Origin of the sequence: Dissulfuribacter thermophilus (genome assembly GCF_001687335.1) — a bacterium.
GTDB classification, from domain to species: domain Bacteria; phylum Desulfobacterota; class Dissulfuribacteria; order Dissulfuribacterales; family Dissulfuribacteraceae; genus Dissulfuribacter; species Dissulfuribacter thermophilus.
In genome coordinates this window covers 150,001-176,759 of the sequence record NZ_MAGO01000004.1, presented here as the reverse complement: position 1 = coordinate 176,759, position 26,759 = coordinate 150,001, and the positions used below count along the sequence as shown (strand labels likewise).

At 43.6% G+C, this 26,759-nt stretch carries 24 protein-coding genes (1 of these 24 running past the window's edge); 12 read left to right on the top strand and 12 right to left on the bottom strand.

Annotation, left to right across the window (positions count from 1 at the left end; all coding sequences use genetic code 11):
* The first annotated feature begins 29 nt into the window (after window positions 1-29).
* The 3 genes from DBT_RS04815 to DBT_RS04805 all read left to right on the top strand — a co-directional run bounded on the left by DBT_RS04815 (window position 30) and on the right by DBT_RS04805 (window position 3,345).
* The gene (locus DBT_RS04815; protein ID WP_067617078.1) at window positions 30-1,430 is read left to right on the top strand and encodes a DUF342 domain-containing protein; all 1,401 of its coding nucleotides are present in this window, start codon (window positions 30-32) and stop codon (window positions 1,428-1,430) included.
* A gap of 335 nt (window positions 1,431-1,765) precedes the next feature.
* On the top strand, window positions 1,766-2,692 hold the full coding sequence (locus DBT_RS04810; RefSeq protein ID WP_067617075.1) for a manganese-dependent inorganic pyrophosphatase: 927 nt from the start codon (window positions 1,766-1,768) through the stop codon (window positions 2,690-2,692).
* 203 nt (window positions 2,693-2,895) lie between these two features.
* On the top strand, window positions 2,896-3,345 hold the full coding sequence (locus DBT_RS04805; protein ID WP_067617072.1) for a tetratricopeptide repeat protein: 450 nt from the start codon (window positions 2,896-2,898) through the stop codon (window positions 3,343-3,345).
* Window positions 3,346-3,347: 2 nt separating this feature from the next.
* On the opposite strand, the gene DBT_RS04800 is transcribed toward DBT_RS04805, so the two are convergent.
* From DBT_RS04800 to DBT_RS04780, 5 genes are read right to left on the bottom strand one after another with little or no spacing between them, the layout of a single operon-like run.
* Window positions 3,348-5,414: a TonB-dependent receptor plug domain-containing protein gene (locus DBT_RS04800; RefSeq protein ID WP_083186633.1), complete on the bottom strand. Its 2,067-nt coding sequence runs from the start codon at window positions 5,412-5,414 to the stop codon at window positions 3,348-3,350.
* Window positions 5,407-6,759, bottom strand: a complete 1,353-nt coding sequence (locus DBT_RS04795; RefSeq protein ID WP_067617065.1) for a sigma-54-dependent transcriptional regulator — start codon at window positions 6,757-6,759, stop codon at window positions 5,407-5,409. The genes DBT_RS04800 and DBT_RS04795 overlap by 8 nt, the downstream gene beginning before the upstream one ends.
* A gap of 19 nt (window positions 6,760-6,778) precedes the next feature.
* On the bottom strand, window positions 6,779-8,242 hold the full coding sequence (locus tag DBT_RS04790; RefSeq protein WP_067617062.1) for a sensor histidine kinase: 1,464 nt from the start codon (window positions 8,240-8,242) through the stop codon (window positions 6,779-6,781).
* On the bottom strand, window positions 8,215-9,093 hold the full coding sequence (locus DBT_RS04785; RefSeq protein ID WP_067617059.1) for an ABC transporter substrate-binding protein: 879 nt from the start codon (window positions 9,091-9,093) through the stop codon (window positions 8,215-8,217). The genes DBT_RS04790 and DBT_RS04785 overlap by 28 nt, the downstream gene beginning before the upstream one ends.
* Entirely contained in the window at window positions 9,090-9,812 is a 723-nt protein-coding gene (locus tag DBT_RS04780; RefSeq protein ID WP_067617057.1) for an RNA methyltransferase, read from the bottom strand. Before DBT_RS04780 ends, DBT_RS04785 begins: the two co-directional genes overlap by 4 nt.
* A 100-nt stretch (window positions 9,813-9,912) precedes the next feature.
* Here DBT_RS04780 and DBT_RS04775 point away from each other — a divergent pair, with 100 nt between their 5' ends.
* The 3 genes from DBT_RS04775 to prfB all read left to right on the top strand — a co-directional run bounded on the left by DBT_RS04775 (window position 9,913) and on the right by prfB (window position 13,255).
* On the top strand, window positions 9,913-10,443 hold the full coding sequence (locus DBT_RS04775; protein ID WP_067617054.1) for a type I restriction enzyme HsdR N-terminal domain-containing protein: 531 nt from the start codon (window positions 9,913-9,915) through the stop codon (window positions 10,441-10,443).
* Window positions 10,444-10,488: 45 nt separating this feature from the next.
* Complete coding sequence (lnt, locus tag DBT_RS04770) at window positions 10,489-12,024, top strand: apolipoprotein N-acyltransferase (RefSeq protein WP_067617051.1); 1,536 nt, start codon at window positions 10,489-10,491, stop codon at window positions 12,022-12,024.
* A gap of 96 nt (window positions 12,025-12,120) precedes the next feature.
* Window positions 12,121-13,255, top strand: a protein-coding gene (gene prfB / locus DBT_RS04765) for a peptide chain release factor 2 (RefSeq protein WP_244155311.1) whose coding sequence is annotated in 2 segments (ribosomal slippage) — window positions 12,121-12,210 and window positions 12,212-13,255 — 1,134 coding nt in all. Because the reading frame shifts where the segments join, the coding sequence is not laid out codon by codon here.
* Window positions 13,256-13,415: 160 nt separating this feature from the next.
* Here prfB and DBT_RS04760 read toward each other — a convergent pair.
* Window positions 13,416-13,817, bottom strand: a complete 402-nt coding sequence (locus tag DBT_RS04760) for a helix-turn-helix domain-containing protein (RefSeq protein WP_067617048.1) — start codon at window positions 13,815-13,817, stop codon at window positions 13,416-13,418.
* Between the two features lie 191 nt (window positions 13,818-14,008).
* Here DBT_RS04760 and extKL point away from each other — a divergent pair, with 191 nt between their 5' ends.
* A complete protein-coding gene (extKL, locus tag DBT_RS04755; protein WP_350297501.1) occupies window positions 14,009-15,238 on the top strand; it encodes a multiheme c-type cytochrome (seleno)protein ExtKL in 1,230 nt (409 codons plus the stop codon).
* Between the two features lie 77 nt (window positions 15,239-15,315).
* Here extKL and DBT_RS04745 read toward each other — a convergent pair whose 3' ends face one another.
* The 6 genes from DBT_RS04745 to thiD form a co-directional block, all read right to left on the bottom strand.
* The gene (locus DBT_RS04745) at window positions 15,316-15,654 is read right to left on the bottom strand and encodes a hypothetical protein (protein WP_141674210.1); all 339 of its coding nucleotides are present in this window, start codon (window positions 15,652-15,654) and stop codon (window positions 15,316-15,318) included.
* Window positions 15,655-15,869: 215 nt separating this feature from the next.
* Window positions 15,870-16,181: a hypothetical protein gene (locus DBT_RS04740; protein ID WP_067617036.1), complete on the bottom strand. Its 312-nt coding sequence runs from the start codon at window positions 16,179-16,181 to the stop codon at window positions 15,870-15,872.
* 166 nt (window positions 16,182-16,347) lie between these two features.
* Window positions 16,348-17,628 (bottom strand): glycosyltransferase family 87 protein, encoded by a 1,281-nt coding sequence (locus DBT_RS04735; RefSeq protein ID WP_067617033.1) that lies wholly within the window; start codon window positions 17,626-17,628, stop codon window positions 16,348-16,350.
* A gap of 23 nt (window positions 17,629-17,651) precedes the next feature.
* Complete coding sequence (locus tag DBT_RS04730; protein ID WP_067617030.1) at window positions 17,652-18,191, bottom strand: FumA C-terminus/TtdB family hydratase beta subunit; 540 nt, start codon at window positions 18,189-18,191, stop codon at window positions 17,652-17,654.
* On the bottom strand, window positions 18,188-19,057 hold the full coding sequence (locus DBT_RS04725; protein WP_067617027.1) for a fumarate hydratase: 870 nt from the start codon (window positions 19,055-19,057) through the stop codon (window positions 18,188-18,190). The genes DBT_RS04730 and DBT_RS04725 overlap by 4 nt, the downstream gene beginning before the upstream one ends.
* A gap of 2 nt (window positions 19,058-19,059) precedes the next feature.
* Window positions 19,060-20,466, bottom strand: a complete 1,407-nt coding sequence (thiD, locus tag DBT_RS04720; protein ID WP_067617024.1) for a bifunctional hydroxymethylpyrimidine kinase/phosphomethylpyrimidine kinase — start codon at window positions 20,464-20,466, stop codon at window positions 19,060-19,062.
* 105 nt (window positions 20,467-20,571) lie between these two features.
* Here thiD and thiC point away from each other — a divergent pair, with 105 nt between their 5' ends.
* The 5 genes from thiC to topA form a co-directional block, all read left to right on the top strand.
* Window positions 20,572-21,879: a phosphomethylpyrimidine synthase ThiC gene (gene thiC, locus DBT_RS04715; RefSeq protein ID WP_141674209.1), complete on the top strand. Its 1,308-nt coding sequence runs from the start codon at window positions 20,572-20,574 to the stop codon at window positions 21,877-21,879.
* A 236-nt stretch (window positions 21,880-22,115) separates the two neighbouring features.
* Entirely contained in the window at window positions 22,116-23,096 is a 981-nt protein-coding gene (locus tag DBT_RS04710) for a GGDEF domain-containing protein (protein WP_067617021.1), read from the top strand.
* A gap of 62 nt (window positions 23,097-23,158) precedes the next feature.
* Entirely contained in the window at window positions 23,159-23,797 is a 639-nt protein-coding gene (locus DBT_RS04705; RefSeq protein WP_067617018.1) for a YchE family NAAT transporter, read from the top strand.
* 49 nt (window positions 23,798-23,846) lie between these two features.
* Window positions 23,847-24,950 carry a DNA-processing protein DprA gene (dprA, locus tag DBT_RS04700; protein ID WP_067617015.1) on the top strand — a complete coding sequence of 368 codons (1,104 nt, stop codon included), beginning with the start codon at window positions 23,847-23,849 and terminating at the stop codon, window positions 24,948-24,950.
* On the top strand, window positions 24,947-26,759 hold the 5' portion of the coding sequence (topA, locus tag DBT_RS04695; protein WP_067617012.1) for a type I DNA topoisomerase. It continues 428 nt past the right edge of the window; only the first 1,813 of its 2,241 coding nucleotides appear in the window; it begins with the start codon at window positions 24,947-24,949; its stop codon lies beyond the right edge, outside the window. The genes dprA and topA overlap by 4 nt, the downstream gene beginning before the upstream one ends.

Genomic DNA, 26,759 nt, shown 5'->3' with positions numbered 1-26,759 from the left:
TCGATAGAATAAAAAAGTGGGATCAAAGGATGTCAAGGGAAGATCTCGTAAAAGGTATATCAATATTTGAAGGCAAAGCAAAATTGAAGGTCTCAAAGGATTTTATGGAGGCCTACGTAGTTTTTGAGCAGGAGCCCGATATTGGGTGGACTAGCAGAATAAAGGAAATACTCGCTGAATATGACATAAAACATGGGATCTTGGAATTCCCTCAACCTGAAGATGACAGATGGATTGTTGCTCGTGGGACCTATCCTGTTAACGGAGAAGATGGATCAATAGAAGTATATCCGTTCAAGGACGATGACTATGAAATATTAGAGGGGATTTATAGAGATGACAGGACCAATTTGACAATAATAAATGTCAAAAAAGGCCAAGTGGTTGCGAGGAAGAGGCCACCTACTACTGGAACCCCTGGAATCAACATATTTGGTGAAGAAGTGCCGCCTGAACCAGGAAGATGGCCAATCTTTAAGATAGGTGAAGGTGTAGAAGTCTCTTCAGACGACAGAGAGTTATTGGCGATTTGGCCAGGCAAATTCGAAGTCTTAAAAGACGGGACCATTACTGTACTAAAGGAATGGGAAATACCTGGTTCAGTAGATCTTTCCACGGGTAATATAGTATTTTGGGGCGAGAGACTCATAATTAGGCAATCCATAATGGGAAGCATGGAGGTGAGAACAGAAGGGGATCTCGAGGTCGGTGGTAACATCGAGGATGAGGCACAGGTGACTGTGGGTGGCAACCTAAAGGTTCGAGGGATCATAAGGGCTGGACTAACACGTGTTATTGTATCCAAGGATCTGGCGTGTGGAGCTGTGGAATATGCCAATTTGACCGTTGGTGGTGATGTTGAGCTAGGAGACTATATGCTCGATGCAGAATGCAATGCTAAAGGTCACCTATTTGCTGTAACTGGCAAGGGGTTAATTGCTGGAGGTGCTATTAGGGTAGGTGGAAGCATTGCAGTCAAGGTATTGGGTAGTCAGGCCTTTGTTCCAACCATTGTCCTTTCTGGAAGAGATCCGGTGTTGGATAAAATGTATAAAGAAAGGGTTGCCCAAGTTGAAGAGACTGCAGACAAAATTCACAAGGTTAAAGACGGTCTTTCAAAACTGATTAAGCTTGAAAAGACCAGAGGAAAGCTTGAGGGCAAAGGATTGGTGTTGAAGGAAAGCCTGACATCTGCGTTGATGAATTTAATTGATGAACTAGAGCGAATACGCTACGAACTCAGGCAAATTGAGGAAAGACTCGGCATGCTCCAGGCATCTAAGATCCAGGTATGGGAAAGGGTCTATCCAAACTGTACAATCGGGATTGAAAATGCAAGGCTGGAGATAAAGGAGGAGCTTGGTCCAACATTATTCAAATTCGATCAAGGCACAATCACTGTATCTCCATTACTCCAGAATAAAAATTAACGTCAAAATCTTTTGGTCGAATCTGAGGAGATCAATATCTTCTCTCCGCATTACCTCAAAGGGATAGCTGGAAATCGGCAAAAAAACTCATCTAGCTTTTAAACTTCCAGCCATATTGGTTGATTGAAGCATCATTCAGAAAAAAACAAAATATGCTTTTTTTTACCTTGAAAAAAATGGCGGGTGTGCTACATCATGTTTTTGTAGTCTAAGAGAACCAAAGCCAGTCTTACGAGTGCTCCTGTAGGGGCTCGGAGCTGGATAAGAAACTGGGGAAGATTCCCGGAGTCTGAAACAGGGAGTCATTAATTTTACAATAAAAGGAGGATCAGATCATGGCAGTTTATGTCTTAGGGCACAAGAGCCCGGACACCGATTCAGTCGCCTCGGCTATCGCCTTTGCAGAACTTCAAAAGATGCTTGGTGTGGACGCTGTGCCGTGCAGACAGGGTGAACTCAACCCAGAGACAAAGGTTGTTCTTGAAAAGTTTGGATTTTCTGAGCCAGAACTCAGGACCGACGTTGGTGGCGAAAAGTACATGCTGGTAGACCACAGCGACATCAAACAGGCACCTGACAATTGGGACAGCGGAGAGTTAATGGCTGTAGTGGATCACCACAAGATAGGGGATATTACAACCCCCAATCCAATATTTTTCTGCGCCATGCCTGTAGGCTGTACAGGTACTGTAATTTATACTCTTTATAAAGACGTGTATAAAAAAGACATTCCACAGAATGTTGCAGGCCTTATGTTGTCTGCAATTTTGAGTGATACTGTGCTCTTTAAGTCTGCCACATGCACAGATGCAGATAAAGAGGCGGCAGAGGCCCTTGCCAAGATAGCAGGCGTTGACGATATGATGGCCTGGGGTATGGAAATGGCAAAGGCCAAGAGCGCTGTTGAAGGAGTCGCTCCAAGAGATTTGATCTTTAGAGACTACAAAGACTTTAATATGAGCGGCAAGGCAGTGGGAATCGGCCAGCTTGAACTAGTCAGCCTTGATCTCGTGAAGGGTATGATGGATGACCTCTATGCAGAGCTTGAAAAGGTGAAGGCAGAAGGAAATCGTCACAGTGTATTTTTGATGCTTACAGATATCATGCAAGAGGGTACTGAGCTCATGGCCGTTACAGATGATCCAAGTGTGGTGGAGAAGGCCTTTGGAAAGGCCCTGGAAGGAAGAACTGTATGGCTTCCTGGAGTGATGAGCAGAAAGAAACAGATGGTACCACCTCTTGAAAAGGCATTCGCAGGCTAATTGACAGTCTCGAGACTAAAATGTTGGGGCCAGGTAACAACGCCTGGCCCTTTTAGTCTAAAGAAAATGCATTGAAAAATTGACAATCAGAAAAGTTACTTGTTGACAGAATTTATTCTTTTGGGGAAAGATAATTTTCTCTATTCTGAGAGGAGGATGTCCAGTATCCTGTTTGGAAATAATATAAGGAGGTGAATGAAGGGATGCGCGATGATCTAGAAGATCTCTTTACTGATGGACAATTTAAGTTGATGGATGAAGAATTTGATGAGGCAATAGAAATTTTTACCAAGGTATTGGAGCATGATCACGACGAGGGAAAGGTCTATCAGGCCAGGGCAGTAGCCTATCTCAGGAAAGGAGATAAGGAGGCTGCCATGCATGATATTGATAAGGCAATAGAGTGTAATCCCCAAAATCCTCGATTTCATTACCACAAGGGAGCAATTCTGTTTCAGCAAGAGGCATTGGACGAGGCCATCGAGAGCCTTTCAAGGGCTATAGATCTGGATCCATCTTATGCATCAGCCTATATGCTTAGAGGACAGCTATATGAAAGGATAGGCGACGAAGAGAGTGCATCTGCCGATTTAAGTCGCGCCATGGCCTTGAGAAAAGAACAGACCAAGGCGAGTAAGATTGTAGACTTCTAAACCTAAAACCTTGTTTCAAGGCCCAGGAATACAGTTATGCCAGGGGATCTATAGGTGCTATATATCCCTGGCACGTCATTTCTTTCATCTAAGAGATTCTTGATTGCAATGTAGGCATCTGAATGCGGGATCAGTCCTTTTGTATGGAGGGTGACATCCACGGTGGTTTTATCTTCAATCTTAGTCCTGAGTTTTCCTTTGTCATAGGTGACCCACCATGGACCGTCATATGACAATACTGTTGAAAGTTCAACTCCGTCTTTTGGTACTATGGTAATGCCCAACCGGGTCATGACATCTGGTCCTTTTTCAAAGGGGCTATTCCATCGAGTGTAGTGGGGGATCTGAGTACCATCTGATCTAATAAATACAAAGTCTAGTACCTTAAAGGCATCGTCATCTCCTGTATAGTGTTGCAAGGTGGCGTTTGTCCACAATTTGAACCAAGATGAAGGTTTGAGATTCATCCCAATCTCAATTCCCCAGATATCGCCATGACCTGCATTTGAAAGACCAGCATAAGGGTCTTCCTTAACATGATGGCGAAGCCTATTCCAAAAAAGGGTCAGGTCCCCTTCAAATTGTGTATGGTCACTTTGCCCAATTGTCATTGGGCTCAGATGGAAGTTTATGGAGACATTGTTCACAGATTCTGGGTCAAGTTCTGTTCTTCCAAGCAATTGCTGGTTGTAGGGGGTCCTAAATGCTGTGCCATACAGGAATTTCATGTACCAGGAGAAAGAAGGGTGGTATGAAAGACCGATGTTGTGAGACCAAGTGATATTATACTGATTGTGATCGTCTACTCTGAGTCCTGCCCATGCATCTATCTTGGACCAGTGACGTCTTACTTGAACAAAAAGACTCTTTAAAGAGGTATTGAAATCTTCCTGATCGATTTTTGGTATGAATAGCTCATTTTCAGGCTGGAGAAAGTCCGGTATAAAGCTCTTGCCAATGACAGCACCAGTGATGAAATTTTTCCTGATGCCTGCCCCTAGGGTTATCAGACCAAGGTGTTTGGAAAATTCCCTTTCAAATAGCACTTCACCATAATACACTCTACTGGTTTGTTCCCATGAGATGTCAATCTCCTTTTGATGAAATTTCAATTCGTTGACGTATCCATTCACTGTCAATGTGAAGCCGTTGGTCAATGGATGTTTTGCCTCGAATTTTAGGAATCGAAATGGGCTTTTCCTCTGACCGTTCCAGCTAAGGTCGTTATTGGTCTGGCTCAATACGTAGTTTTTTTCCATCTCAGACCATCTGCCAGAGAGGCTAAGCCAATCTTTCCAAGTAAAATTGAAAATAAGCTCCACATTTTTGGAGTCGTCTATATTGCTTTTGCCAATACGCTGTTCAGGAGGGACTGGATTTGAGTCACCTGCCTCCCTGAATCGTACAATCGTAAAATCCCTGTTATTTGGTCTGGTAACAGATGCACTTAATCCAATCAGCGCCTCCCATAGACCTTTGTTTTTCCCCCAAAGGAAATCTACCTGGGCCTTTCCAAAGGGGACACCTGTGACAATCTGGGCATCTACGCCCTCTACATCTCTTCCCCTCTTGGGTACTACATTTACAATGCCTGCAAATGCGTCTGGGCCCCATATGACAGACCCAGGTCCTTTAATGAGTTCCAGCCTTTTTACAAAAAAGAGACTGAGGTCTTCATCTAATGGATGAATGGTTTTGGTGGCGTCTGAGGTTAGAGGCACGGAATCGTATAGAAACAGAATTCCCTCTTCAATCCCCCTAAGAAAGGGTTGGGTCCCCCATTCACGTTTTGTGGTGAAAAAGCCTGAGTGGAGTCTAAGGGCTTCTCCAAGGGTCTGGATGCCGAGAGTTTTAAGTCTATTCTCAGTCTCTACAGATGCAATTGCAGGAGCAGATTTGACAGATTCTGCCCTTTTTGAGGCAATGGTGATGACATCGATGTCTTCTCCGACAAAGACCAATTCTGTCCTGTCATTGGCTAAAGAATTATCAACTCCAAAGACATGGACCAAGATCATTATAAAATTGATGACAAATGTTATGGAAATGCCCTGTTTCATATTAGTCATTTTCGAGCTGTTTCACCCTTGTCCTGAATTTGGATCTGGTTAAACCAAGGAGTCTTGCGGCCTTGCTCTGATTATTGTCTGCAATCTCCAAGGCCTGTCGAATAATATCTTTTTCAAACTCTTCAAGGTTTATTCCTTCTGGAGGAAGTTTAAAGTCCTTTAAAGAGCCTGTGGCCTTATTCGGTTTTAAAAATGACAAATGCTCTACTGTTATGGGAGTTGAGCTCGCCATGATCACAGCTCGTTCCATAGCATTGGCCAGTTCTCTAACATTTCCTGGCCACGAGTGTTCCAATAAGACCCTCTCTGCTCCCTGAGTAAAAATTGGACCGTCAATATCCCTCCCCATGGCCTTTTTTACAAAATGTTTTGCAAGAGGAATGATATCTTCGGTACGAGATCTTAGAGGCGGAATTTCTATAGGGAATACATTTATCCTATAGAATAAATCCTGTCGAAATTTGTTTTTCTTTACTAAGGCCTCAAGATTTTGATTGGTTGCACACAATACCCTCACGTCAATTTTTATAACGTCATTTCCGCCAACTCTTTGAATCGCTTTTTCTTGAAGGGCCCTTAAAAGTTTTGCCTGGGCCTCAAAGGGAAGATCTCCTATTTCATCCAAAAAGAGTGTTCCCCCTTGAGCATATTCAAAAAGGCCCTTTTTTCTCCTATCAGCCCCGGTGAAGGCCCCGCGTTCATGGCCGAAAAGAGTACTTTCAACAAGGCCCTGATTTATAGCAGCGCAATTTACAGGAACGAATTTCCCTTGGGCCCTTGGACTCATCTTGTGGATGTAGTGAGCCATCACTTCTTTTCCAACCCCGGATTCCCCCAGAATAAGGACGGTAGTATCGCCTTTTATTGCAACTCGCTCTGCCATCTTTATCACTTTTTTCATGGCAGGGGAGGCGTATATAATATCTTTAGGCCCTGCAACGTCATCGAGCTGTCGCTTGAGTTCACGGTTCTCCTCCATTATTTTTGAGATCCCTAGGGCCTTCTCTATGGTAAGATGTATGCGTTCTTCTTCAAATGGCTTGGTAATATAGTCGACCGCCCCTCTTTTCATGGCCTCTACTGCGGAATCAATGGTGGCAAAGGCGGTGATGAAGACCACTGGTGGGCCCTGGTCTAGTCGTTTGAGTTCGTCGAGTAGGCCGAATCCGTCGAGCTCGGGCATTTTTATGTCGGATATCACCAGATCGAATGGCTCTTCCTTAATGAGTTTAAGGGCAATACTACCATTACTGGCCTCTTTTACCTTGTGGCCCTTGAGTTCAAGCATTATTCTCAGGATGTGTCGCATCTTTGATTCGTCATCAACTACGAGGATGTATGCCATAGGTCATTACCCTCCTACTCTATGCCCCTGCTATTATATATGTCTGGCTGGCACCTGAGTCACCCAATTGGGTTTGGGTGATGGGAAGCCTCAAAGTAACGATGGTGCCAAGGCCTTCTTTGCCAGAGATTATAATTGAACCACCGTGCAGTTCTATTACACGTTTTACCAATGCCAGTCCGAGGCCAGTTCCCTTGGCTTTTGTGGTAAAGAAAGGCTCAAAGATCTTGTCTTTGATATCTTCTGGTATGCCAGGACCATTATCTTCAATACTGATTTCATAAAATTTACCTTTTAATTCAGCAGTGATTATCACACACGGTGAAATATCTTTTTCGCAAGCTTCGCAGGCGTTCTTTATCAGATTTAAGAGGGCCTGGTTTAGAAGATCTGCGTCCACTCGTCCATAGATGTCGTGGGTTGTATTTTGAAATTTTATTTCAACCCCCTTAGGCTCCCACTCAACTATAGCTTTTTTCACTATAGAGTCTATGAGATCTCCTAGATTCTGACTTGATAGTTTTGGTTCTCTAGGCCTGGAAAATTCTAAGAAGTCTTGGATAATTCTATTTAAACGTATGAGTTCCTCTTTGAGGTATTCAATCATTGTCTTTTTTGTATCTTCCCCTGCTTCAGGCTTTTGTATGATATCTAAGGCCCCCTGTATTATCCCCAAGGGATTTTTTATTTCATGGGCAACAGTGAATGCAAATTCGCCCACCTCTGCCAGGGCCTTTTGCTGAATCATCTCTTGGTATGTAGCCTCGAGGGTGTGTCTGCTCTCTTCAAGGGCAGTTAACATGTTATTAAAGGCCATGGCCAGTTCTCTGGTCTCGGGGAGTGTTCCACCTTTGACTCGAATGTCTAGGCTCCCTTTTGCAACTTCTCTGGCAGCCTCAGCAAGAGATTTTAAGGGAGATGTCAATGCCCTGGAGATTAGGATCGCTATAAAAGCGCTGGTTATCAAAAGGAAAAGAGCTGCTATGAGGGTCTTTGCTTTAAAGTCTTTCACTACCTCTTCTATACTTTCCGCAGAATAAAATAGGTGGATCGATCCGATCTTTGTCTCTCTAAGCCTTTCATTTTTACTGAATACTAGTTCTTCTTCTTCCTGCCTCAGGATCACTGGGTATACAGTTTCATTTAAGCCTTGGTTTTTTGTTTCTCCCACTGACACCAGGATTTGGCCCTTTGAATCTCTTACCTCCACCCCCTTGACGTCTTTTTCAGACAAAAGATTTTTGGCAAGCTTTTCCAACATCCTGTGATCACCGATGAGGATTCCAAGCTCTGAATTTAGTGCAAGATATCTTGCCAAAAAGGCCATCCTATCTTCAAAACGCTCGTTCATAAACCTTTCTGTAAGGCGTGAGCCATACAGACCTAAAAGAAGTGTGGCCACGCTTATGAGCGCCACAATACTAAGAGCCAGCCTTTTACCGAGACTCAGATTCCTTATCGCCTTTGCCTTACGGTATCCCATGCCCTTTGATTCCACTCCAGTTTAAATGGGGGAGGAAGTAGACTACATTTGCCTCCATCCCATATCTGCTTTAAAAGATTGGCTCCAAGTTTACCAACCTCTTCGTAATCTATGCTGAGACTCATAACAGCGCCATTTTCTATAAAAAAGTGGTTGTAACCCACAACAGCGATGCCTCTGAAAATACTTTCTTTTATGAGATACTGAACTAAGGCCTCTTTGATGACTATGGTGTCTGGTATGAAGAGGAGTATGTCTATATTTTTTCTGTTTTTTATCAATGCCCCAGGACAGTCTTTTGGAGTGTTGACCTGGATCCCTGTAACCGTGGCGTTGAACCACTCTGCCTTTTTTACAAACTCATCGATGATCTTTTGATTTTCCAGAGCATTGTAAAGAATTCCGATTCGAACAGGCGGTGGAAACCTCTTCGATATTGCATCAAGTTGCCTTTCCACAGGGATCCTAAGATCTACTCCACAAATTTTTTGTTGTTTAAGTAGACTCTTTGGGTCCAGTACCATAAGGTACAGTTTCTTGTGAGGAGGTAATGGGGATGAGGCTCTGGCTGCCTTAGCGGCCTCAGGGCCTATTGCCACAACAAAATCAGAGGATTCACTCTTTAAGACATGTTCCACAAGTTTGGGATTTGAGCGATAGTTGTACTCTTGAATCGGAAAAGTTAGAGATGACTTTAGGCCTCCAAGGGCTTCTTTATAAGGGCGGATCTCTGAAGATACAATCACCGTAATAGTTGGGCCCTGAGTGCCAAGGCAGACTGGTATCTTATAAAAAAAGAAGGCCATTATCGCCCAAAAAATAAAAAAAAATATTGAGATGGCCTCTTTCACTTTAATGAATTGATCCTCCACAAGAGTTGCCTGCAAAATCCCCTAATCATCTTGACTTCTTTTTTTCTGAGTTGAATTCTAGAAAAGAGCTTCCTAAAGTTTTGCATAAAATAATCTGGATTCTCTGGATTAATATATCCCACCTCCAGAAAGACCTCTTTGAGGTGTTCATACATCCCCTCAAGTTCCCTTAAATTAGCTAGTTGGGGAGTGAAAACAGTCTGGGGTAGATCAGTTTGAAATAGTTCATATGAAATAATCATGACACTTTGTGCAAGATTTAAGGAAGAAAAGTCTGCTGTTGGTATGGTAACAATGGCCTGACAGAGACGGAGGACCTGATTTGAGAGACCGAATTTTTCTGACCCAAAGAGAAATGCGATTTTATTTTCCTGAGACAGGGGGGCAACATGTGGCCCAATGGTCCTAGGTGTGTGAGTAGGGCGTCTTCCACGGCCTGTTCTCGCAGTGGTGCCTACGCAGTAATTGAACTGTGCCAAGGCCTCTAAGATGTCGTCATATACTTTCATTTCCTCCACAATCGATGAAGCCTCGTGGGTTGCCATCTTGTTGATTGCATCCATGTCAAATCTGTATGGATTTACAACGATAAGCCCACCCAGCCCCATATTCATAATGGCTCTGGCACTGGCACCTATGTTTTCAGGGTATCTTGGCTCATTTAGGACAATGTAGCAGTTTTTTAGGTTGACCTTCATAGAAAAATGTTTTTCCTTGCTCTACGGTACTCTTTGGGCTTTTAAAAGTATATCGTCTGTACCTGTGATTGGTTACACTGCGTAATTTAGGAGGTAGAAGATGGGTTTTCAAGACTCGAACTATTCAATCTATGAGAAGATCCCCTGTTTTATAACAGGTAGACTGGTTTATGATACAGACCGTGAGAGGATTAAACAGAAGCTTGCCCGTTTCATGGTAGAGGAACTCGGATATTATTTAGACGATTTTGTGGTCGACAGAGATATACTTATTCAAGTAGGAGGAGTAAAGGTAAAGGCAATTGTAGATCTGAGCGTGGTGGTAGATGGAAAGACTCTCATGATCCTAAGAGGTGGGCCGGGATCTGTGGTAACCAGGGAATCTGGGACAGTGGCAGCTGCGAGGCTCCTTGAGACAGATTATATTGTGCCCTGGGCAGTTCAGGCCAACCTATTCGATGCCTCTATTCTAGACGTTAAGAAGAAAAAGGCAGTGGCCTATGGATGGGACAATATCCCCACCAGAAAAGAACTTATTTCCATGACCTCACAGTGGCCACCACCTAAGCTACCTGAACAGAGGGTTCCAGTAGAACGTCAAATCCTGTATTCCTATGATACTCACGGGTGAAAGAACAGGCTTGAGACGTCAGGTGACGTCTTGATTTGCAGGTAGATGTTTTTTGCCCTTTTCGGTGGTCTTTTTTATACCCTGGGCCTTCCGGGCTATGGTTGTCTGCCGTGTTTATTCTTGGGCCTTCTCCTCTTTTTGTATGCTCTAGAGGATAAGGGGCCAAGGCAGGGATTTTACACTGGTTTTTCCTTTGGTATGTCGCATTTTTTTCTATTACTTTGGTGGTTGGCCCCAACCATTAACCAGTACGGAAGGCTCCCCCTCCCTTTAACTTTTCCTGTAGTTGCCCTTCTTGCGCTCTATCTTTCGCTCTACCCAGCATTATGGGCGTGTGTTTACACGTATTTTTTAAAAAAGACACCACGCATAGTTTTGGCTACTCTAGGAGGAGGGCTGTGGGGGCTTACTGAGTGGATGCGTGGAACTCTATTTACAGGTTTCCCCTGGGGGGTTTTGGCCTCAAGTCTTCACGATTTTCCACTGTTAATACAATTAGCAGATTTACTGAGCATCTATGGTATTAGCTCGCTCCTTTTTTTGAGCGTCCTTTTGATATGGGGTTTTATTATCCATTTGAGAAATAAAAGCTGGAAAGAATCCCTTTACTTGTTTCTTGGCTTTTGGACCGTGTTCCTAGGAGCAGTTTATTATGGAAAGGTGAAGATGAACGAATATGACGTCCCTCCTGATATTTGTGCTGTGGCTGTGCAGGGAGCGGTTCCCCAAAGCATAAAATGGGATCCAGGGGTCATGGAGGAGACTCTCAACAAATATTTTTCCCTGACGAAAGAGGGCTGTTTTGAGAGGGACTGTGACAACAAAACCAGACTTGTTGTTTGGCCAGAGACTGCAGTCACTACATATTATCAAGACGATTCGGTGGTACAGGAGAGATTGCAGGAATTTTCCAGGGAAAATGGGGTATTTCTCTTGTTTGGGTCTCTTTCGTATGAATTTTCAACACCAGGATCAAGACCTCAATATTTTAACAGTGCTTATCTCATTGGCCCAAATGGAGATTTGCTTGGAAGATACGATAAAAGACACCTGGTACCTTTTGGCGAATATATGCCTCTAGGACCCTTTAGTGAGCTAGCAAAACACTATCTTCCTACTGCTGGTGATTTTGATACTGGAGTGCGTGGTGCTGCTATACGGGCAACAGATGGTCTGACTGTGGGAATCCTTATATGTTTTGAGAGTATATTCCCAGGGCTTGCTCGGGATGCTGTAAATCATGGTGCTAATATTCTTGCTGTGATGACCAATGATGCATGGTTTGGAAGGACCCCTGCGCCATATCAGCATGAGGCCATGAGCGTATTCAGGGCAGTTGAGACCAGAAGATGGGTTATACGTTCCGCCAATACAGGGGTCAGTTCCATAATCGCTCCAGATGGGACGCGTATAGAGACCACTGAAATTTTTGTCCCTGCAGTGATCACGGCCAAAGTAGGACTTTTGACGGACAAGAGCCCATATGTCAGGTATGGGGACTATGGATTTTTCCTTTTCGTGCTGCTATTATGTGTGCCGGTGCTGCCATTTACAGCATGCAGGCAAGGACTTACCCTTTAATGGGTGACGGCACATCAACACCTTGGCCGTTTACTCCAGACTTTTCGAAATCAACCAAATTTATTGGTAATATCGATTCTTCTAAGGAGATTGAGCATGGAAGCAAAGACTTTTAAAGAGGCCTCCTTGGAGGCCCAGGAAATTCGTTCTCGAATCCGCAATATTAGTGGACGAATAGATAATCTAAGGGGGTATCTTTGATGACCTCAAAGTGACAGCTCGCTTGGAAGAGATTGAAAAGGCAATGCTCTCTCCAGACTTTTGGGACTCTAAAGAGTCCAAGGAGATTCTACAGGAACGCTCTATGTTGATGGAAAAAAAGGAGAGAGTAGAGGATCTCAAAGAAAAACTGGAGGAACTTGAGCTACTACTCGATATGGCTGAAGAGGAGGAGGATCTCGAGACCTTAAAAGAAGCCATACGCCTTGGAGAAGAACTCGAAAAGGAAGTGGCCAAGGCAGAGCTCGAAAGACTCCTGTCAGGTCCTCATGACAAGAATAATGCGGTGGTCACCATACATGCTGGTGCTGGGGGCACAGAGGCTCAAGATTGGGCAGACATGCTCCTCAGAATGTATCTCCGTTGGGCAGAGAGAAGGGGATTTGAAGTGGAAATGTTGGACATTATGCCTGGGGAAGAAGCCGGCATAAAGGGAGCCACTTTTCTCGTACAGGGACCTTATGCATACGGGTACTTGAAAGCAGAGGCCGGAGTGCACAGGCTTGTGCGTATTTCTCCTTTTGATGCCTCTGGGAGACGTCATACATCCTTTGCCTCTGTATTTGTTGCCCCGGAGGTGGATGAGACTATTAATGTTGAAATAAATGAGAAGGATCTCCGCATTGACACATACAGAGCAAGTGGTGCTGGGGGACAACACGTCAATAAGACCAGCTCTGCAGTAAGGATCACTCACATACCTACGGGAATCGTAGTCCAGTGCCAGAATGAGCGTTCTCAGCACAAAAATAGGGCTATAGCCATGAAGATATTAAAGGCAAGGCTATATGAGAGGGAATTAAAAAAGCGTGAAGAAGAAAAACAAAAGCTCCATAGTGAGAAAAAAGAGATTGCCTGGGGAAGCCAGATAAGGAGCTATGTGCTCCAGCCATACCAACTCATAAAGGATCATCGGACGGATTACGAGGTGGGAAATGTAAAAGACGTACTTGATGGAAATTTAGATGGTTTTATAGAGGCCTTTTTAAAGGCCTCAGTCCCTGGGGAATAATAATAATGTCAAAGTATTAAATCAAAATATCCCATGCGAATGCCAATCCTAAGATAAGAAATAGCATTTCATACGACAGTTCCATTTGGCTATGGTATTGAGTAATGGAGTGGCAAGATCCGTGCTTACCGTGGCTAAATGGGACTGTTTTTCAATATTTTTAAGTAGTTTGTTTATATTCAATCATTTTTACAATAGGTGTAAAAACGCTACACTGTTTGCATAGTTTTATTTTCTCTTCCCAGCTTTTTTTTGAACAAGACTTACAAAATGTACCATTTATGAACCAACAAAGCTTTCCAGCGTTAAATTCCCAGGCTGGACAGATGTTTTTGATCTCATCAGGGCATTTTTTTAATTCCCAGCAAGGACGCATAATCTCACAGATACCTGCCCTTCTGGAAAGGAGGAAATAGATCTGACGCTCAATATAAGGAGGTATTGATCTCCAGCCCTGTTCATAGCTCGACACTGTTTTTAAAGAGGTCCCCAAGAGTTCAGCCATTTGTTTTTGGGTTTTGCCAAGGATCTTCCTTGCTTTCACAAATTCTTTCTTATTCATGAGTTATATCCCTAATGAAAAAGATTGTTATTATGAAGTTTGAATTGATTAAAAAATAAAATTGAATGCAATAAAAAAATAGTTGACAATATATTAACGCTAATATAAGCGATAAGATATACTACCACATAGTGGTAGTCAAGTTGCCAAGCAATGCTTTGCAACGACAAGACTTTTTAGGAGGTGCTGGTATGAGAAGGTTGGTATGTTTCATGGGCCTTTTTTTCTTTTTTATGGCCTTTCCTCTCTATGGATCGGAGGAAGAACTCAAATTGCCTAGTGGAAAGTTCATCGACGATTTTGATGAATTTGTCGAGACCTTTAGTTCCAAGAAATGTATGGAATGTCATGAAGACATATTTGAGGAGTGGCAGGAATCCTATCATGCACGGTCAATGGTATCTTCCATCAAGGGGATTTCAAATTTTTTTACTGTAGGAGTGCCAAAGGAATGGGAGAAAAAGTTGGATAGAGTCGAAATAATGAAGTGTCTCGACTGTCATCTTCCCCAGATTAAGTTTGCCACCGAACGTCTAACTAAGGAAATTGCCAATCTCATGATACAGGCTAAAAGGGCTAAGGAGATTAAAGATGATTCTCGACTCAAAGAGGCAGTGAACAGGCTTTCAAAGTTAAATATTACTTGTTATGGGTGTCACAATATCGCTGTCTACAGGGCCGCTCCTAGTTGGTTTGGTGAACCTGATCCTGATACTATATATACAGCCAATCAGGAAGTGGAGTCTGATGCCCACTCAACGGAATACAGTCCTACACTCAAGAGAGCAGCCTTTTGTGCTCAGTGTCATGGAATTTATGTGGCCCCTGATGGAGAGTCTATCATGTGCAATACCCTTTCACAGAGTTATTACCACAACTACATCTCCATGGGAGGTCGCAAGACCTGTCAGGAATGCCACATGTATGCCAAAGGTCGCGGACATCGTTTCCCTGGAGGACACGATTCAAGTATCGTGAAAGAAGGTCTTAAGCTTCATGCTGAAATCCTTGGTTTTAGATATGGGGTAGGTAAGTGGGTCCCAGCTGTAAACGTAGAGGCCACGTTGTTCAATAAGGCAGGCCACCGCGTGCCAGATGGCTGACTTTGGTCAGGCAAGGTGGTCCTGGAAGTGATCGCTGAAGATCCTGAAACTGGTAAAGTATTACATCAGGAAAAGAAAGAGTATTTTGAGATTGGTCTGGATATTGAAGGTCGTATGCGCTATGGGGCCTGGCAAATCAAGGAATTGGCAGATTTAACACTTCCTCCATTACAAAAGCGCGATGAGCGCTTCCTCTTCACCCTTCCCAAAGAGACTGAAGAGGCCCTAGTAGACGTAAAGGTGTACTATTGTATCAATGGTAGTAAATGCGATGTGGTCCGTTCAATCAGCAAGAAGGTGTCTTATGGTGAAGACTAGGTAGTTGGTACATAATTTGGAATAATAGAAGGTCCCTTCACTCTAAAATGGAGTGAAGGGACTGTATAAATGGTCATCTAGCGTCCACACCTTCCACGTCCATGGGAACCAGCCATTGAATCATGATAGCCATTCCAATGGTTACCACCACCGGCATTGTAACTACTTCCTCTTCTACCTGGGCCTGATCCTTGTCCACCTCGTGTGTAGGCCTGGCGTTCTTCAGGACTTAAAGCACGAATTTTCTCCTGCCATGCTGCTCTGAAGGCATTTCGTTCCTCTTGAGTGGCATTTTTAAGGGTGCCCCTCATGTTTGCTAGTTCATCAATGGAATAGTTGCTGTAGTCACTTGCGGCATACACTCCAGTAGCAATCATCAAGCTTCCTAGAATTAGACCAATTTTGATTCCTTTCATAATCCTTGCTCCTTTCATTTTTTTTTGCACAGCCCCACTCAGGTAGTCTAGGGCTGTGCTGAGTGTTATCAAAACTTACATAAAACTAGCGGACTCTTCCCATGCCTCCTCTCCAGAGAGGATAGCCAGTTGTTGGGTCTCTAAGCTGAATTTCATTACCGTCGATCTCAATACTTGTGGCAATAATTTTCGTAGTTCCATCGGAAAAGGTGACTTCATATCCATTGATCTGAACCGTCTCCCCAACCTGTGTGCCTTGTAATGCCAATTGAATTCCAATAGCGTATAGGACCAATGCCATATACGGTGATAATCCCAGATCCTGTGTCAATGCTCAGTCCCTGTCCCATTGTCCCAACATTTGTAACAACGCCTGACACGGTAATTGGGCTGCCATCATAGATAGAAACAACAGGGCCTGTTCCGTTCCCTGGTCCAAGACCATGCCCTGCTATTGAAATTCCAGGAGTGCCCATAAGTGCACACATTAATAGTGCGGTTGATGCCAGCTTTTTAATAGTCTTCATTTTAATGCCTCCTTTTAGTTTTTTGAGTTGGCCAACTCGTAAATAAGTAAAATCAATTATTGTGCCAGAAATGTTTTGAAAAAAATATTCAATAAAAACAGCATATTATCTCTATGCTTGTAGAGTTTTTGTGATCTGATGATTTCGACAACTGATAGATTCGTCGTCAATTTTGTCGACTAGGGGCAATGGAAAGGGCCATGTGAATGAGACTTATGAAGGCAGTAAAAAAGATGAGGGAAGTGATGGTATCATTTTCTATCCATATTCCTGCGAGCTTATATGGAATTAATACACAATAAGAAAGGCCAAGGGCCCATATGAATGATTGGCACAAATAACATGGGACAAAGGTCAATAAGGCTAAAAAAGATAAGGCATACCATGGATAGAGTGTTGGTTGAGTAATAAGAAATAAAAGTGAAATTATTGCGAGTTTTTGCTTGAAATCTTGAACTGCAAAGAGGGTGATCATATATCCCAAGCAAAATAAAATGGCTAAAATCAGTCTCGACACACTGTTTGTGAATATAAGTTTGAGTTTGTTGTATAAAAAACCTGAAAATTCCCAATGAGTTAGGTATATCCATAGGGTATGGAACATATTTTCAATACCATTAAAGTAGATGACAAATGTTAATAACAGACTCAACAATGTTCCTAGACAAAAGCAATACCTATCTCTGAATCTTTCAGCTTTTAGTAAGAACACAGGAAAAAAGATTGCAGGTATTATTTTAATGGAAACTGCTGAGCCTAAACATAGACCAGAGAGAAAAAAATATTTTTTACAAATAAGATGAAGCCCTAAGATAAGAAAAAGGCCCATAGCTCCATCAATGTGGCCTGAATACGCAATCTCTAAGACTGGCAAGGGGTTCCAGGCATATAGTGTAACGACAGAAAGATTTTTTTTAAAAGAAAGGGAAAGTATGTAGATGAGAAAAATGTCAAGCGCGATCAAGAAGAGTTTTATCCCCCAAACCTTCTCTGTAAAAATGGTACCAATAAAGAAGATCAATTGGGCTCCAGGTGGATAGATTGTAATGAGATCCGGGTGGTTAATTTTAAATAAAAGTACTCTCACCTCATTTGGTAGGGCGGTGTTTAAGAAGTGAACCGGTGGAAAGCCATAGGGATTTAACCCAAGATGGCTGATATAGCCGTCCCATATGTATCGATAAAGATCATCAGACAGAACTGGTTCATTAAATACAAACAATATCCTAAAAGTAAAAGACCAGAATAGTAGCTCTTTTAGGCTACTGTTTGAATCCTTGGATGCCTGGGAAAAGTAAACATAGGTTAAAATCAAAATTGTTTGAACAGCGGTAATCAGAGTCAGTTGGATAATTTTTAATGGCAGATTGTCTATGTGGTGTAAGTAATAATAGGTAGAAAATAATAAAAGAGGACTGGACTTTTTAAAGAAATAACCCCAGTTCATAAGGAAATGACTGGGGTTATTGGCTATTTCCCTGACAACACAGTCTCATAGTAATCGTTTCCCTCCAAGTCATTTATAACAATTGCGGGAAAATCCTCTACTTCCATTTTATAGAGGGCCTCAGGACCAAGGTCAGCAAATGCCACAAGTTCCATGGCCTTCACCTTTTCAGACAAGTATGCCCCGGCGCCTCCCAATGTGGCGAGGTATATGGCTCCGTGCTGTTTTAGGGCCTCCTTGGTAAGTGGTGAGCGTTTGCCCTTGCCCATTAGGGCCAAAACTCCAAGTTCAAGTATCTTTGGGGTATAGGCATCCATCCGATAACTGGTAGTTGGACCAACTGCACCACAAATTCGGTCTGGAGGAGTAGGAGTGGGGCCAACATAGTAGAGAATCGCCCCAGTGAGGTCTATGGGAAGGGTTTCTCCCTTCTCCATGAGTTCAACAATCCTTCTGTGCGTTTGGTCTCTGGCTGTATACAAGACACCTGTTATCGAGACCCACTCACCTGCCTTGAGCCCTTTTAAACTATCCTTTTTGAGAGGGGGATTAAGTGTTATCAAAAGGCTACCTCCATTTCACCATCAACTAGAGTGGCAGTTGCACACCGTGCAGCATGACATTGATAATTTATTGCCACAGGAAGGCTTGCTATATGACACGGATAGACCTCTATAGAAACCCACAGGGCTGTGGTCTTACCTCCAAGGCCTAGTGGACCAATTCCAAGGTCATTGATTTTATGGAGTATCTTCTTTTCAAGCTCCCTCACATCATCACTTTTGCTATGTTCTCCAATGGGCCTCAAAAGGGCCTTTTTGGATAGGAGGGCAGCCATCTCCATTGTTCCACCTATACCAATGCCTATGATTCCGGGGGGGCACGGATTGGCGCCAGCTTCAAACACTCTGTTCACAACTTTTTCTATAATACCGTCAACCCCTGCTGATGGAGGGAGCATATAAAGGGCGCTCATGTTTTCACTGCCGCATCCCTTGGGAAGGACCTTGATCACAAGTTGTCTTCCACTGACAAGGTTGAGGTGAATAATCCCAGGGGTGTTGTCACCTGTATTTTTTCTTTTCAGCGGATCGGCAACCGATGCCCTTAAAAAACCTTTTTTGGTTCCCTGGCGAATGCCTTCCTGGATGGCCTCTTCAAGGTCAAATTCTAGGGTAAGTTCTCGCCCTAAATCTACGAATACGCAGTCTATTCCCGTATCTTGACAGATTGGGAGCGAGTTTTTTTCAGCTAGCTCGGCATTTTTTATCAAGATTTCCAAGACCTTTTTCGCTGTCTGAGATTCCTCTTCTGTTTTGGCCTTTTTAAGGGCATGGATAACGCCTGCAGGCAAGATCTTCGCCGCTTTGATTACAAGGTTTGAAACAGTCTCAACAATTTTTTCTCTGGTAATATTGGTTCCCACCATAGCTATCCTTCAATAAGGGACAGAGCCTTTTTTACTACGTCGAGTGGATCTTTGCCCAGCACCCTAATAGCAGGTTCTTTTCCAATATCACCATCATCCCAAATAAGATCGGGTACTAGGCCTTGATTGGCCTCTATTGCTGTTTTTACACCCCACGATAGGCTTGATCCCTCTATTTCTTTAATATTTTTGGGCTCATCCTTTCTTGAAAAAAAGGCAACCTTAAGGCCAACCCTATTGGCCTTTTCAAGGAACTGGTCAGACATCTTGATGTCCATTGCAGATCTAATAGATGGATCGAATCTCATTGCAGTCAAGATAATATTGGCAACATGAGATGAGGCCCCAAACTCTGGCTCTCTAACCCGCGTAAGCTGTGTCCCGATTCTCACGATTCTCCCAGGAAATGCAGCTATGTCGTGTTTTTGGGATGCAGCTGATAGGGCATAGCCAAGATTTATCTGAATTTCAGGGCAAAGCAAACCGGCTTTGGGATGGGACTCTAGCCTTGAACATGCATCTTTTAAGGCCCCAATTACGATTTCTCTTTCATAGGCTCGCTTGAGTATTGTTAGGGTATTGACAGGGCCAATGCCTGCCCCAAGACTTGAACTCTCCCTGAGAGAAATCTCTATAAATTCCCTGGCAAGTCTCATTGCATCTCTAAGGGATACGTGGGCGCCTAGGAAGGTGGCAAGACTGGAGGCATAGGCACAACCAGTTCCATGAGAGTGAGTAGTAGCGATTCTTTGACCGTAGATTGCCACTTTCCCGTCTCTGTCTACCAAGACATCTTTGACCTTTTCTCCCTCTGTTCCGTGTCCACCTTTGATTATTACGGCTATATCTCTTTGAGTTAGTCCATCAATTAGCTTGAAGAGTCGCTTACCTAGTTCTTCTTGGTCTATTGTCTGGTCATCTTCGTCGCCAAGAAGCCTCTTTGCCTCGGGAATGTTGGGGGTTATAACTGTAACCACAGGTAAGATTTTATCAAAGAAAACCTTTAAAGCCTCTTCTTTAAGTAGGGCTTTTTCGTTTTTGGAGCTTAGGACTGGATCAAGGACCACGGGTATGCCCTGGGCATATCGAGTTAAAACTTTTGAGATTGCCTCTACATTTTCTTTGGTTAGAATCATCCCGATCTTGATCGCATCGAATTGAATATCTGATAGGCAATTTTCCAACTGTCGTTCCAGATAGAGACTGTCAACAGGGCTTACGTCCTCCACTCCAAGGCTATTTTGGACCGTAAGGGCTGTGGGTATGCCTGAACCGTATCCTCCCAGAACAGTGACAGTGCGGATGTCTTGTTGAATCCCTGCACCACCTCCAGGATCTGATCCCCCGATGGCCATTACCTTTACGTCATTGTGTACAATATGTCTAAACCAATCGTGTAATGTTTTCATAGTAAATTTAGATTTAATTTAACTACACCTTTATTGCAAGGTTTAGAGGAGCTTCTATAATAGACAAGATTATTAAAGTTTATATCATGAGGAGGTAAAAGACCATTGATCAATCAACTAGAGGCGGCCGAAAAGGGAGTCATAACCCCTGAAATGGAGGAAGTGGCCCGCCAGGAAGGTATCTCAGCAGATGTAGTTTTGGAGCGCGTAAAAGAAGGTCAGATAGTAATACTTAAAGGTAGACGAAATGATGAACGTGTAGTTGGAATCGGGTTAGGCCTTCGTACCAAGATCAACGCGTCCATAGGTACTTCAACTGATATTTGTGATTTAGAGCATGAAAAGCGCAAGGCACGCGTAGCAGAGAAGACTGGGGCTGACACCTTGATGGAGCTTTCTGCTGCAGGGGATCTTGATGAAATTCGAAATGCTGTTTTGAACGAGGTCAGTATCCCTGTTGGAAACGTCCCATTGTACCAGGCCTTTTGTGAGACCATAAAGAAGTATAAAGACCCTTCTAAAATGGACCCTGAATACCTTTTTGATCTCATTGAAAGGCAGTGTGAAGACGGTATCGCCTTTATGGCCATCCACTGTGGGATCAATCTCTTTACCATAGAACGTATGAAACACCAGGGGTATAGGTACGGTGGTCTCTGTTCAAAAGGTGGCACCTTAATGATCCAGTGGATGATGAGAAACAACAGGGAAAATCCCCTTTTTGAGCAATTTGAAAGGGTCTGCGATATATTAAAGAAATATGATACGGTGTTAAGTCTTGGAAATGGTATTCGGGCCGGTGCTATTCACGATTCCCTTGATAGGGCCCAGATGGCAGAGCTGGTTTTGAATTGTGAATTAGCCGAACGTGCCAGGGAGCGAGGATGTCAGGCCATGGTTGAAGGGCCGGGGCATGTGCCACTGGATGAAATCGAGGCCAATATCGTGTTGCAAAAGAAGATGTCTAATAACGCTCCATACTATATGCTTGGTCCCCTTCCCTGCGATATTGGAGCAGGGTGGGATCACGTAACAGCAGCTATTGGAGCGGCCCAATCATCTATGTATGGGGCAGATCTCATATGTTACATCACCCCTGCAGAACACCTAGCTCTCCCTGATGAAAAGGATGTAGAGATAGGGGTTAAGGTGGCTCGTCTTGCAGCACACATTGGTGATTGCGTCAAGCTCAAAGGCAGAGCAGACATCCCTGATAAGGAGATAAGTAAGGCCAGGCGTCAATTTAAATGGAAGGATCAGTTCGACAAGATGCTTTTCCCAGAAGACGCTAAGAAAATCCTTGAATCCAGAAGGTCTCTTACCTCAAAGGGATGCTCAATGTGCGGAGAACTATGTGCCCTTAAAAATGCCGAAGTAACCCTGAATCAATTTTTGAAGGGGGATAAAATTTGATCTAATTGCTGGACGCCGAGTGTGGTGAATTGTCGCATTCGGCGTCTAGCTGGATTGGCAATTTTTAAGAATTCTTTTGTTGTAGGAGGGATGATGCATGTTATTGATAGGTTTGCGTCCCCTCTGGTTTGCATCTTTTGTAAACTAATTAATTGCAGGATTTCGGCCCAATGTTAAAGTCCAAGGTCTATTTTTTCGATACGTTCAAATGAAACCTTTCATAAAGGAGAATATTTATGGCAAAAAGTAGGCCTTTAGAATTAAAGGATTGCCTTTATTCCTATCAGGACATCTCTGAGGTGGCGAGGCAGGCCTTAAAAAATATAGTCAGCCAAGGAAGAGCGCCTATCCCTCCAATTTACGAAGAAGAATTCTTTAATCAGGCTCAGGCCCTTGGGCTCAATGACCTGGTGGAAAGGTTGATGGCCCGCATCCCAGCAGGTCAAGTTGCCACTATTTTGGTGCACAGTCTTGAGAAGATGGTGCACAGGATCGATGGGGATCTTGAATCTTTTGGAAAAGATCTCGATTCTCACACAACAGCAATAAAGGAAGGGAGGGGAAGAATCTTCGATAAAAACGGCTCTAGTCTTGAAACCATAAAGGTGGCCCTAGATGAAATTTTAAAGGCCAATCTGAAGATGAGCGTTCAGCTCGAAAAGACCAGAGAACAGTTAAGAGAGAGAGAAAAACAGGTTAATAAATTAAAACAGAGGACTAGGGTCGATATCCTTACAGGGGCCTTGAATCGCGGTGCAATGGAGGAAGACTTACCACTGGAATTTGCCAGGAGTCGCAGATACAAACGTCCTTTCTCCATTGTAATGGCAGATATTGATCACTTTAAGAAGATAAATGATAGTTACGGCCATGCGATTGGGGACGAGGTATTAAAAAGTTTTAGTAGGTTGATAATGAGTCAGATAAGGGATGTAGATGCGCTTTATAGATACGGAGGAGAGGAGTTTTTGATCCTGTTGAGGGATACGTCTCTTGAAGGCGCCTGTATTGCAGCAGAAAGGATTAGAGAGACGATTGAAAGACACATCCTGAGAAGAAAAGATGATCCAAGTATAGAGATTAGGATTACATCATCTTTTGGTGTGTCTTCTTGGAAAGAATCTGATAGTTCATATAATGAGGTAGTGGATAGGGCGGATAAGGCACTGTATTATGCAAAAAAGGCCGGGCGAAACCAGGTTGCATCCAGTGAGTGAATAAATGAGAAATTTTTTGATTTACTATTGGGGGAGATGGAGTTGGTCACTATAATTTAAAAATGGAGCCTTATGTAGACTACTTCAAAGTTTTTGCTGGTCTTATCTCTATTGTAAATCCAATCGGGGCCATCCCTGTATTCGTCAGTCTCACTGTCGACGAAAAAGCAGATTCCAGGAAAAAGATAGCAAAGATTACTGCATTCACCACGTTTTTGGTGTTGTTGGTGTCGACCTTCTTAGGTGAGCCTATACTTTCCTTCTTTGGTATTAGTATAGCTTCGTTCAGGGTTGGGGGTGGCATATTAATTCTATTAATGGCCATTTCCATGATGCATGCACGTATAAGTCATGCAAAACACAGCCCAGAAGAGGCAAAAGAGGCGGTTCAAAAGGAATCCGTCGCTGTTGTCCCCCTGGCCATTCCATTTCTAGCAGGCCCTGGTGCCATAAGTTCTGTGATACTTTATGCACATCAGCTCCCAGGACTTCATCAAAAGTTGATTTTATGTGTCATAATAGCCGTGGTGGGGTTAAGCATTTGGATTGCTCTAAGGCTCTCAGAGCCTATCTCTGCGAGGTTGGGGGCTACAGGCATTAACATTATTGTAAGGCTCATGGGGCTTATTCTTGCAAGTATAGCAGTAGAATTTATGGCAAAGGGGTTACAGGATCTCTTCCCCACATTAAAAGGACCCTAAAAATCTCTTGACATCTAATAAATAGGTGGAGTACCCCTCAAAATTTGTTATGGAAGAATCTAAGAGATTCATATTGGCCTTAATGACAATAAGAGGGATGGGGCCTGTGACTATTGGACGGCTTATGGCCCATTTTAAAGGGGCTGAGAGGGTTCTGAGTGCCAGGAGCTCAGAGTTGGAGGCTATTTCATGGCTTAACAGTTCCACTAGAGAGGCCTTAATCAAAGGACCAGATCGGGAAAGACTTTTAGAGTGTGAAAAGGCCCTTGAAAAGGTAAAGGCATGGACCCTTGCCAAAGGTGAAGGAGAATATCCTCATCTTCTTGCTGAGATCTACAATCCCCCTGTGCTGTTGTTTGGCATTGGGGAAAAACGAGTTCTTAATGGGCCCAACGTTGCCATAGTTGGTTCAAGGAGGGCCACTAGATATGGACAAGAGGCGGCACAGAAGATTGCAAGGGGACTTGCCCAAAGCGGAGTGACTGTTGTTTCTGGAATGGCGATGGGGATTGATACCTTTGCCCATAGAGGAGCCATAGAGGCCGGGGGCAAGACCGTAGCGGTCCTAGGCTCTGGTATAGACGTTCCATATCCCCTGAGAAATAGGCGCCTTATGCAGGATATAGTAAAAAATGGGGCAGTTATAACAGAGTTTTTGCCTGGAACTCCTCCAGAACCCAAGAATTTCCCCCAGAGAAATCGTATAATAAGTGGGATATCTCTTGGGGTAGTGGTTGTTGAGGCAGGACTTCGTTCTGGCTCTCTAATAACTGCTTCTCTTGCTCTTGAACAGGGACGTGAGGTCATGGCAGTGCCAGGTAGTGTACGTTCCAATGTGAGTCGGGGTACTCATTGGTTGATAAAACAGGGTGCAACTCTTGTGGAGACTGCCGAAGATGTATTAGAGGCTTTGGGTTTAGATAAACATAGTGTTGAAAATAAGAGTGAAATAAAGGTCCATCTTGATGATATACAAAAACAAAGAGTTTTAGACTGTATAGGGCCATATCCTATTCACATTGATGAGATTTGTCAAAAGACTGGTATAGGGCCTGGCCCCTTGGGCTCCATATTGCTTGAGCTTGAACTTGATGGCTTTGTTGTGGCTCTGCCGGGAAAATATTTTCAGATAGGAGAGAAGCTAAATCCATGAAAAGAGGACTCGTCATAGTTGAATCTCCCACAAAGGCTAAGACCTTATCACGTTATCTTGGGAAGGATTATGAGGTAAAGGCATCGGTGGGGCATATAAAGGACCTTCCCAAAAAGGAACTAGGCGTAGACATAGATAACGGCTTTGCCCCAAAGTACGAAATAATCAGGGGAAAAGGGAAGATTCTCAAGGAATTAAAACAAGCTGCCTCCAAGGTCACCGATATTTATCTGGCCCCAGACCCAGACAGGGAAGGAGAGGCTATTGCCTGGCATATTGCAGAGGAGCTGAAAAAGGCAAGGGGAGAAAAGAGGAGTTTTCACAGGGTGTTATTTAAGGAGTTGACAGCCAAGGGCATTAAAGAGGCAATGGCGAGTCCTGTAGAGCTAGATGACAAAAAGTATGAGAGCCAGAAGGCCAGACGAGTCCTGGACAGACTCGTAGGCTATGAGGTCTCTCCGCTCCTATGGCAAAAGGTAAAGAGCGGTCTGTCTGCAGGAAGGGTACAGTCCGTAGCTTTAAGGCTGATATGCGAAAGGGAAAAGGAGATTAGGGCCTTTACTCCAGAAGAGTATTGGACCGTAACTGCAAATCTGAAGGCCTCTGATGCCTCGAAGGTCGTTCAAGGGCGCGTAGTTGAATACAAGGGCGAGAAGTTAAAGATTAAAGATGAGACCGCCTGCCAAAAGGTACTCAGTGATCTCAAGGGGGCAACCTTTAAGGTTGAAAAGGTAAAAAAGAAAGAGATTAAGAAAAATTCACCTCCTCCCTTTATTACCAGTACACTTCAACAAGAAGCGTCCAGACGCCTTAAGTTTCCTGCGAAAAAGACCATGCAAATTGCACAGAGGCTCTACGAAGGTGTGGATATAGGAGAAGAAGGTCCAGTTGGACTTATTACGTATATGAGGACGGACTCGACACGGGTATCTGAAGAGGCAGTGAATTCAGCAAAGGCATACCTTGAGCACAAATTTGGTAAGGATTTCGTAGTACAGGGAGCGAGGAAATTCAAAAAGGGAAAGCTTGCTCAGGATGCCCATGAGGCCATTCGCCCAACGTCTGTGGAGCGTAGCCCTGAGGCTGTGAAGGGCTATTTGACAGAAGATGAGTTAAAACTCTATGAACTCATATGGAAACGATTTATGGCCTCTCAGATGGCCCCTGCCGTCTTTGACCAGACACAGATCAAAATTTCAGGTGGAGATTATATTTTGAGGGCATCTGGTACTGTAATGAAGTTCCCAGGTTTCACAGTCCTTTATAAAGAGGAGGCTGAAGACCAGAGTACAGAAGAGCAGCTACCTGTGCTTAGAGAGGGAGAGATTCTCGAGCTATTGGAGCTTGAACCCAAACAACATTTTACTCAGCCTCCACCCCGTTATACTGAAGCAAGTCTTATAAAGGCCCTTGAAGAAAAGGGTATAGGAAGACCGAGTACCTACGCAACTATCCTCTCAAATATACGGCAAAGGGATTATGTGCGCATGGAGAAGCGCCATTTTGTGCCAACAGAATTGGGCATGATTGTTACGGACCTTCTAGTAAAGCATTTCCCAAAGGTCTTTGAGATAGACTTTACCGCAGAGATGGAGGAAGGGCTCGATAAAGTCGAGACAGGTGAGGCTACATATTTAGATCTACTAAAGGGTTTTTATGGTCCTTTCAAGGAAAGTTTGATTCGAGCTAAGAAGGAAATGAGATCCCTCAAGGCTCAGGGCATCGAAACAGATATTGAGTGCCCGGAATGCGGCTCATTACTTGTGATACGGTATGGTAAAAGCGGAGAATTTATAGCGTGCTCAAGGT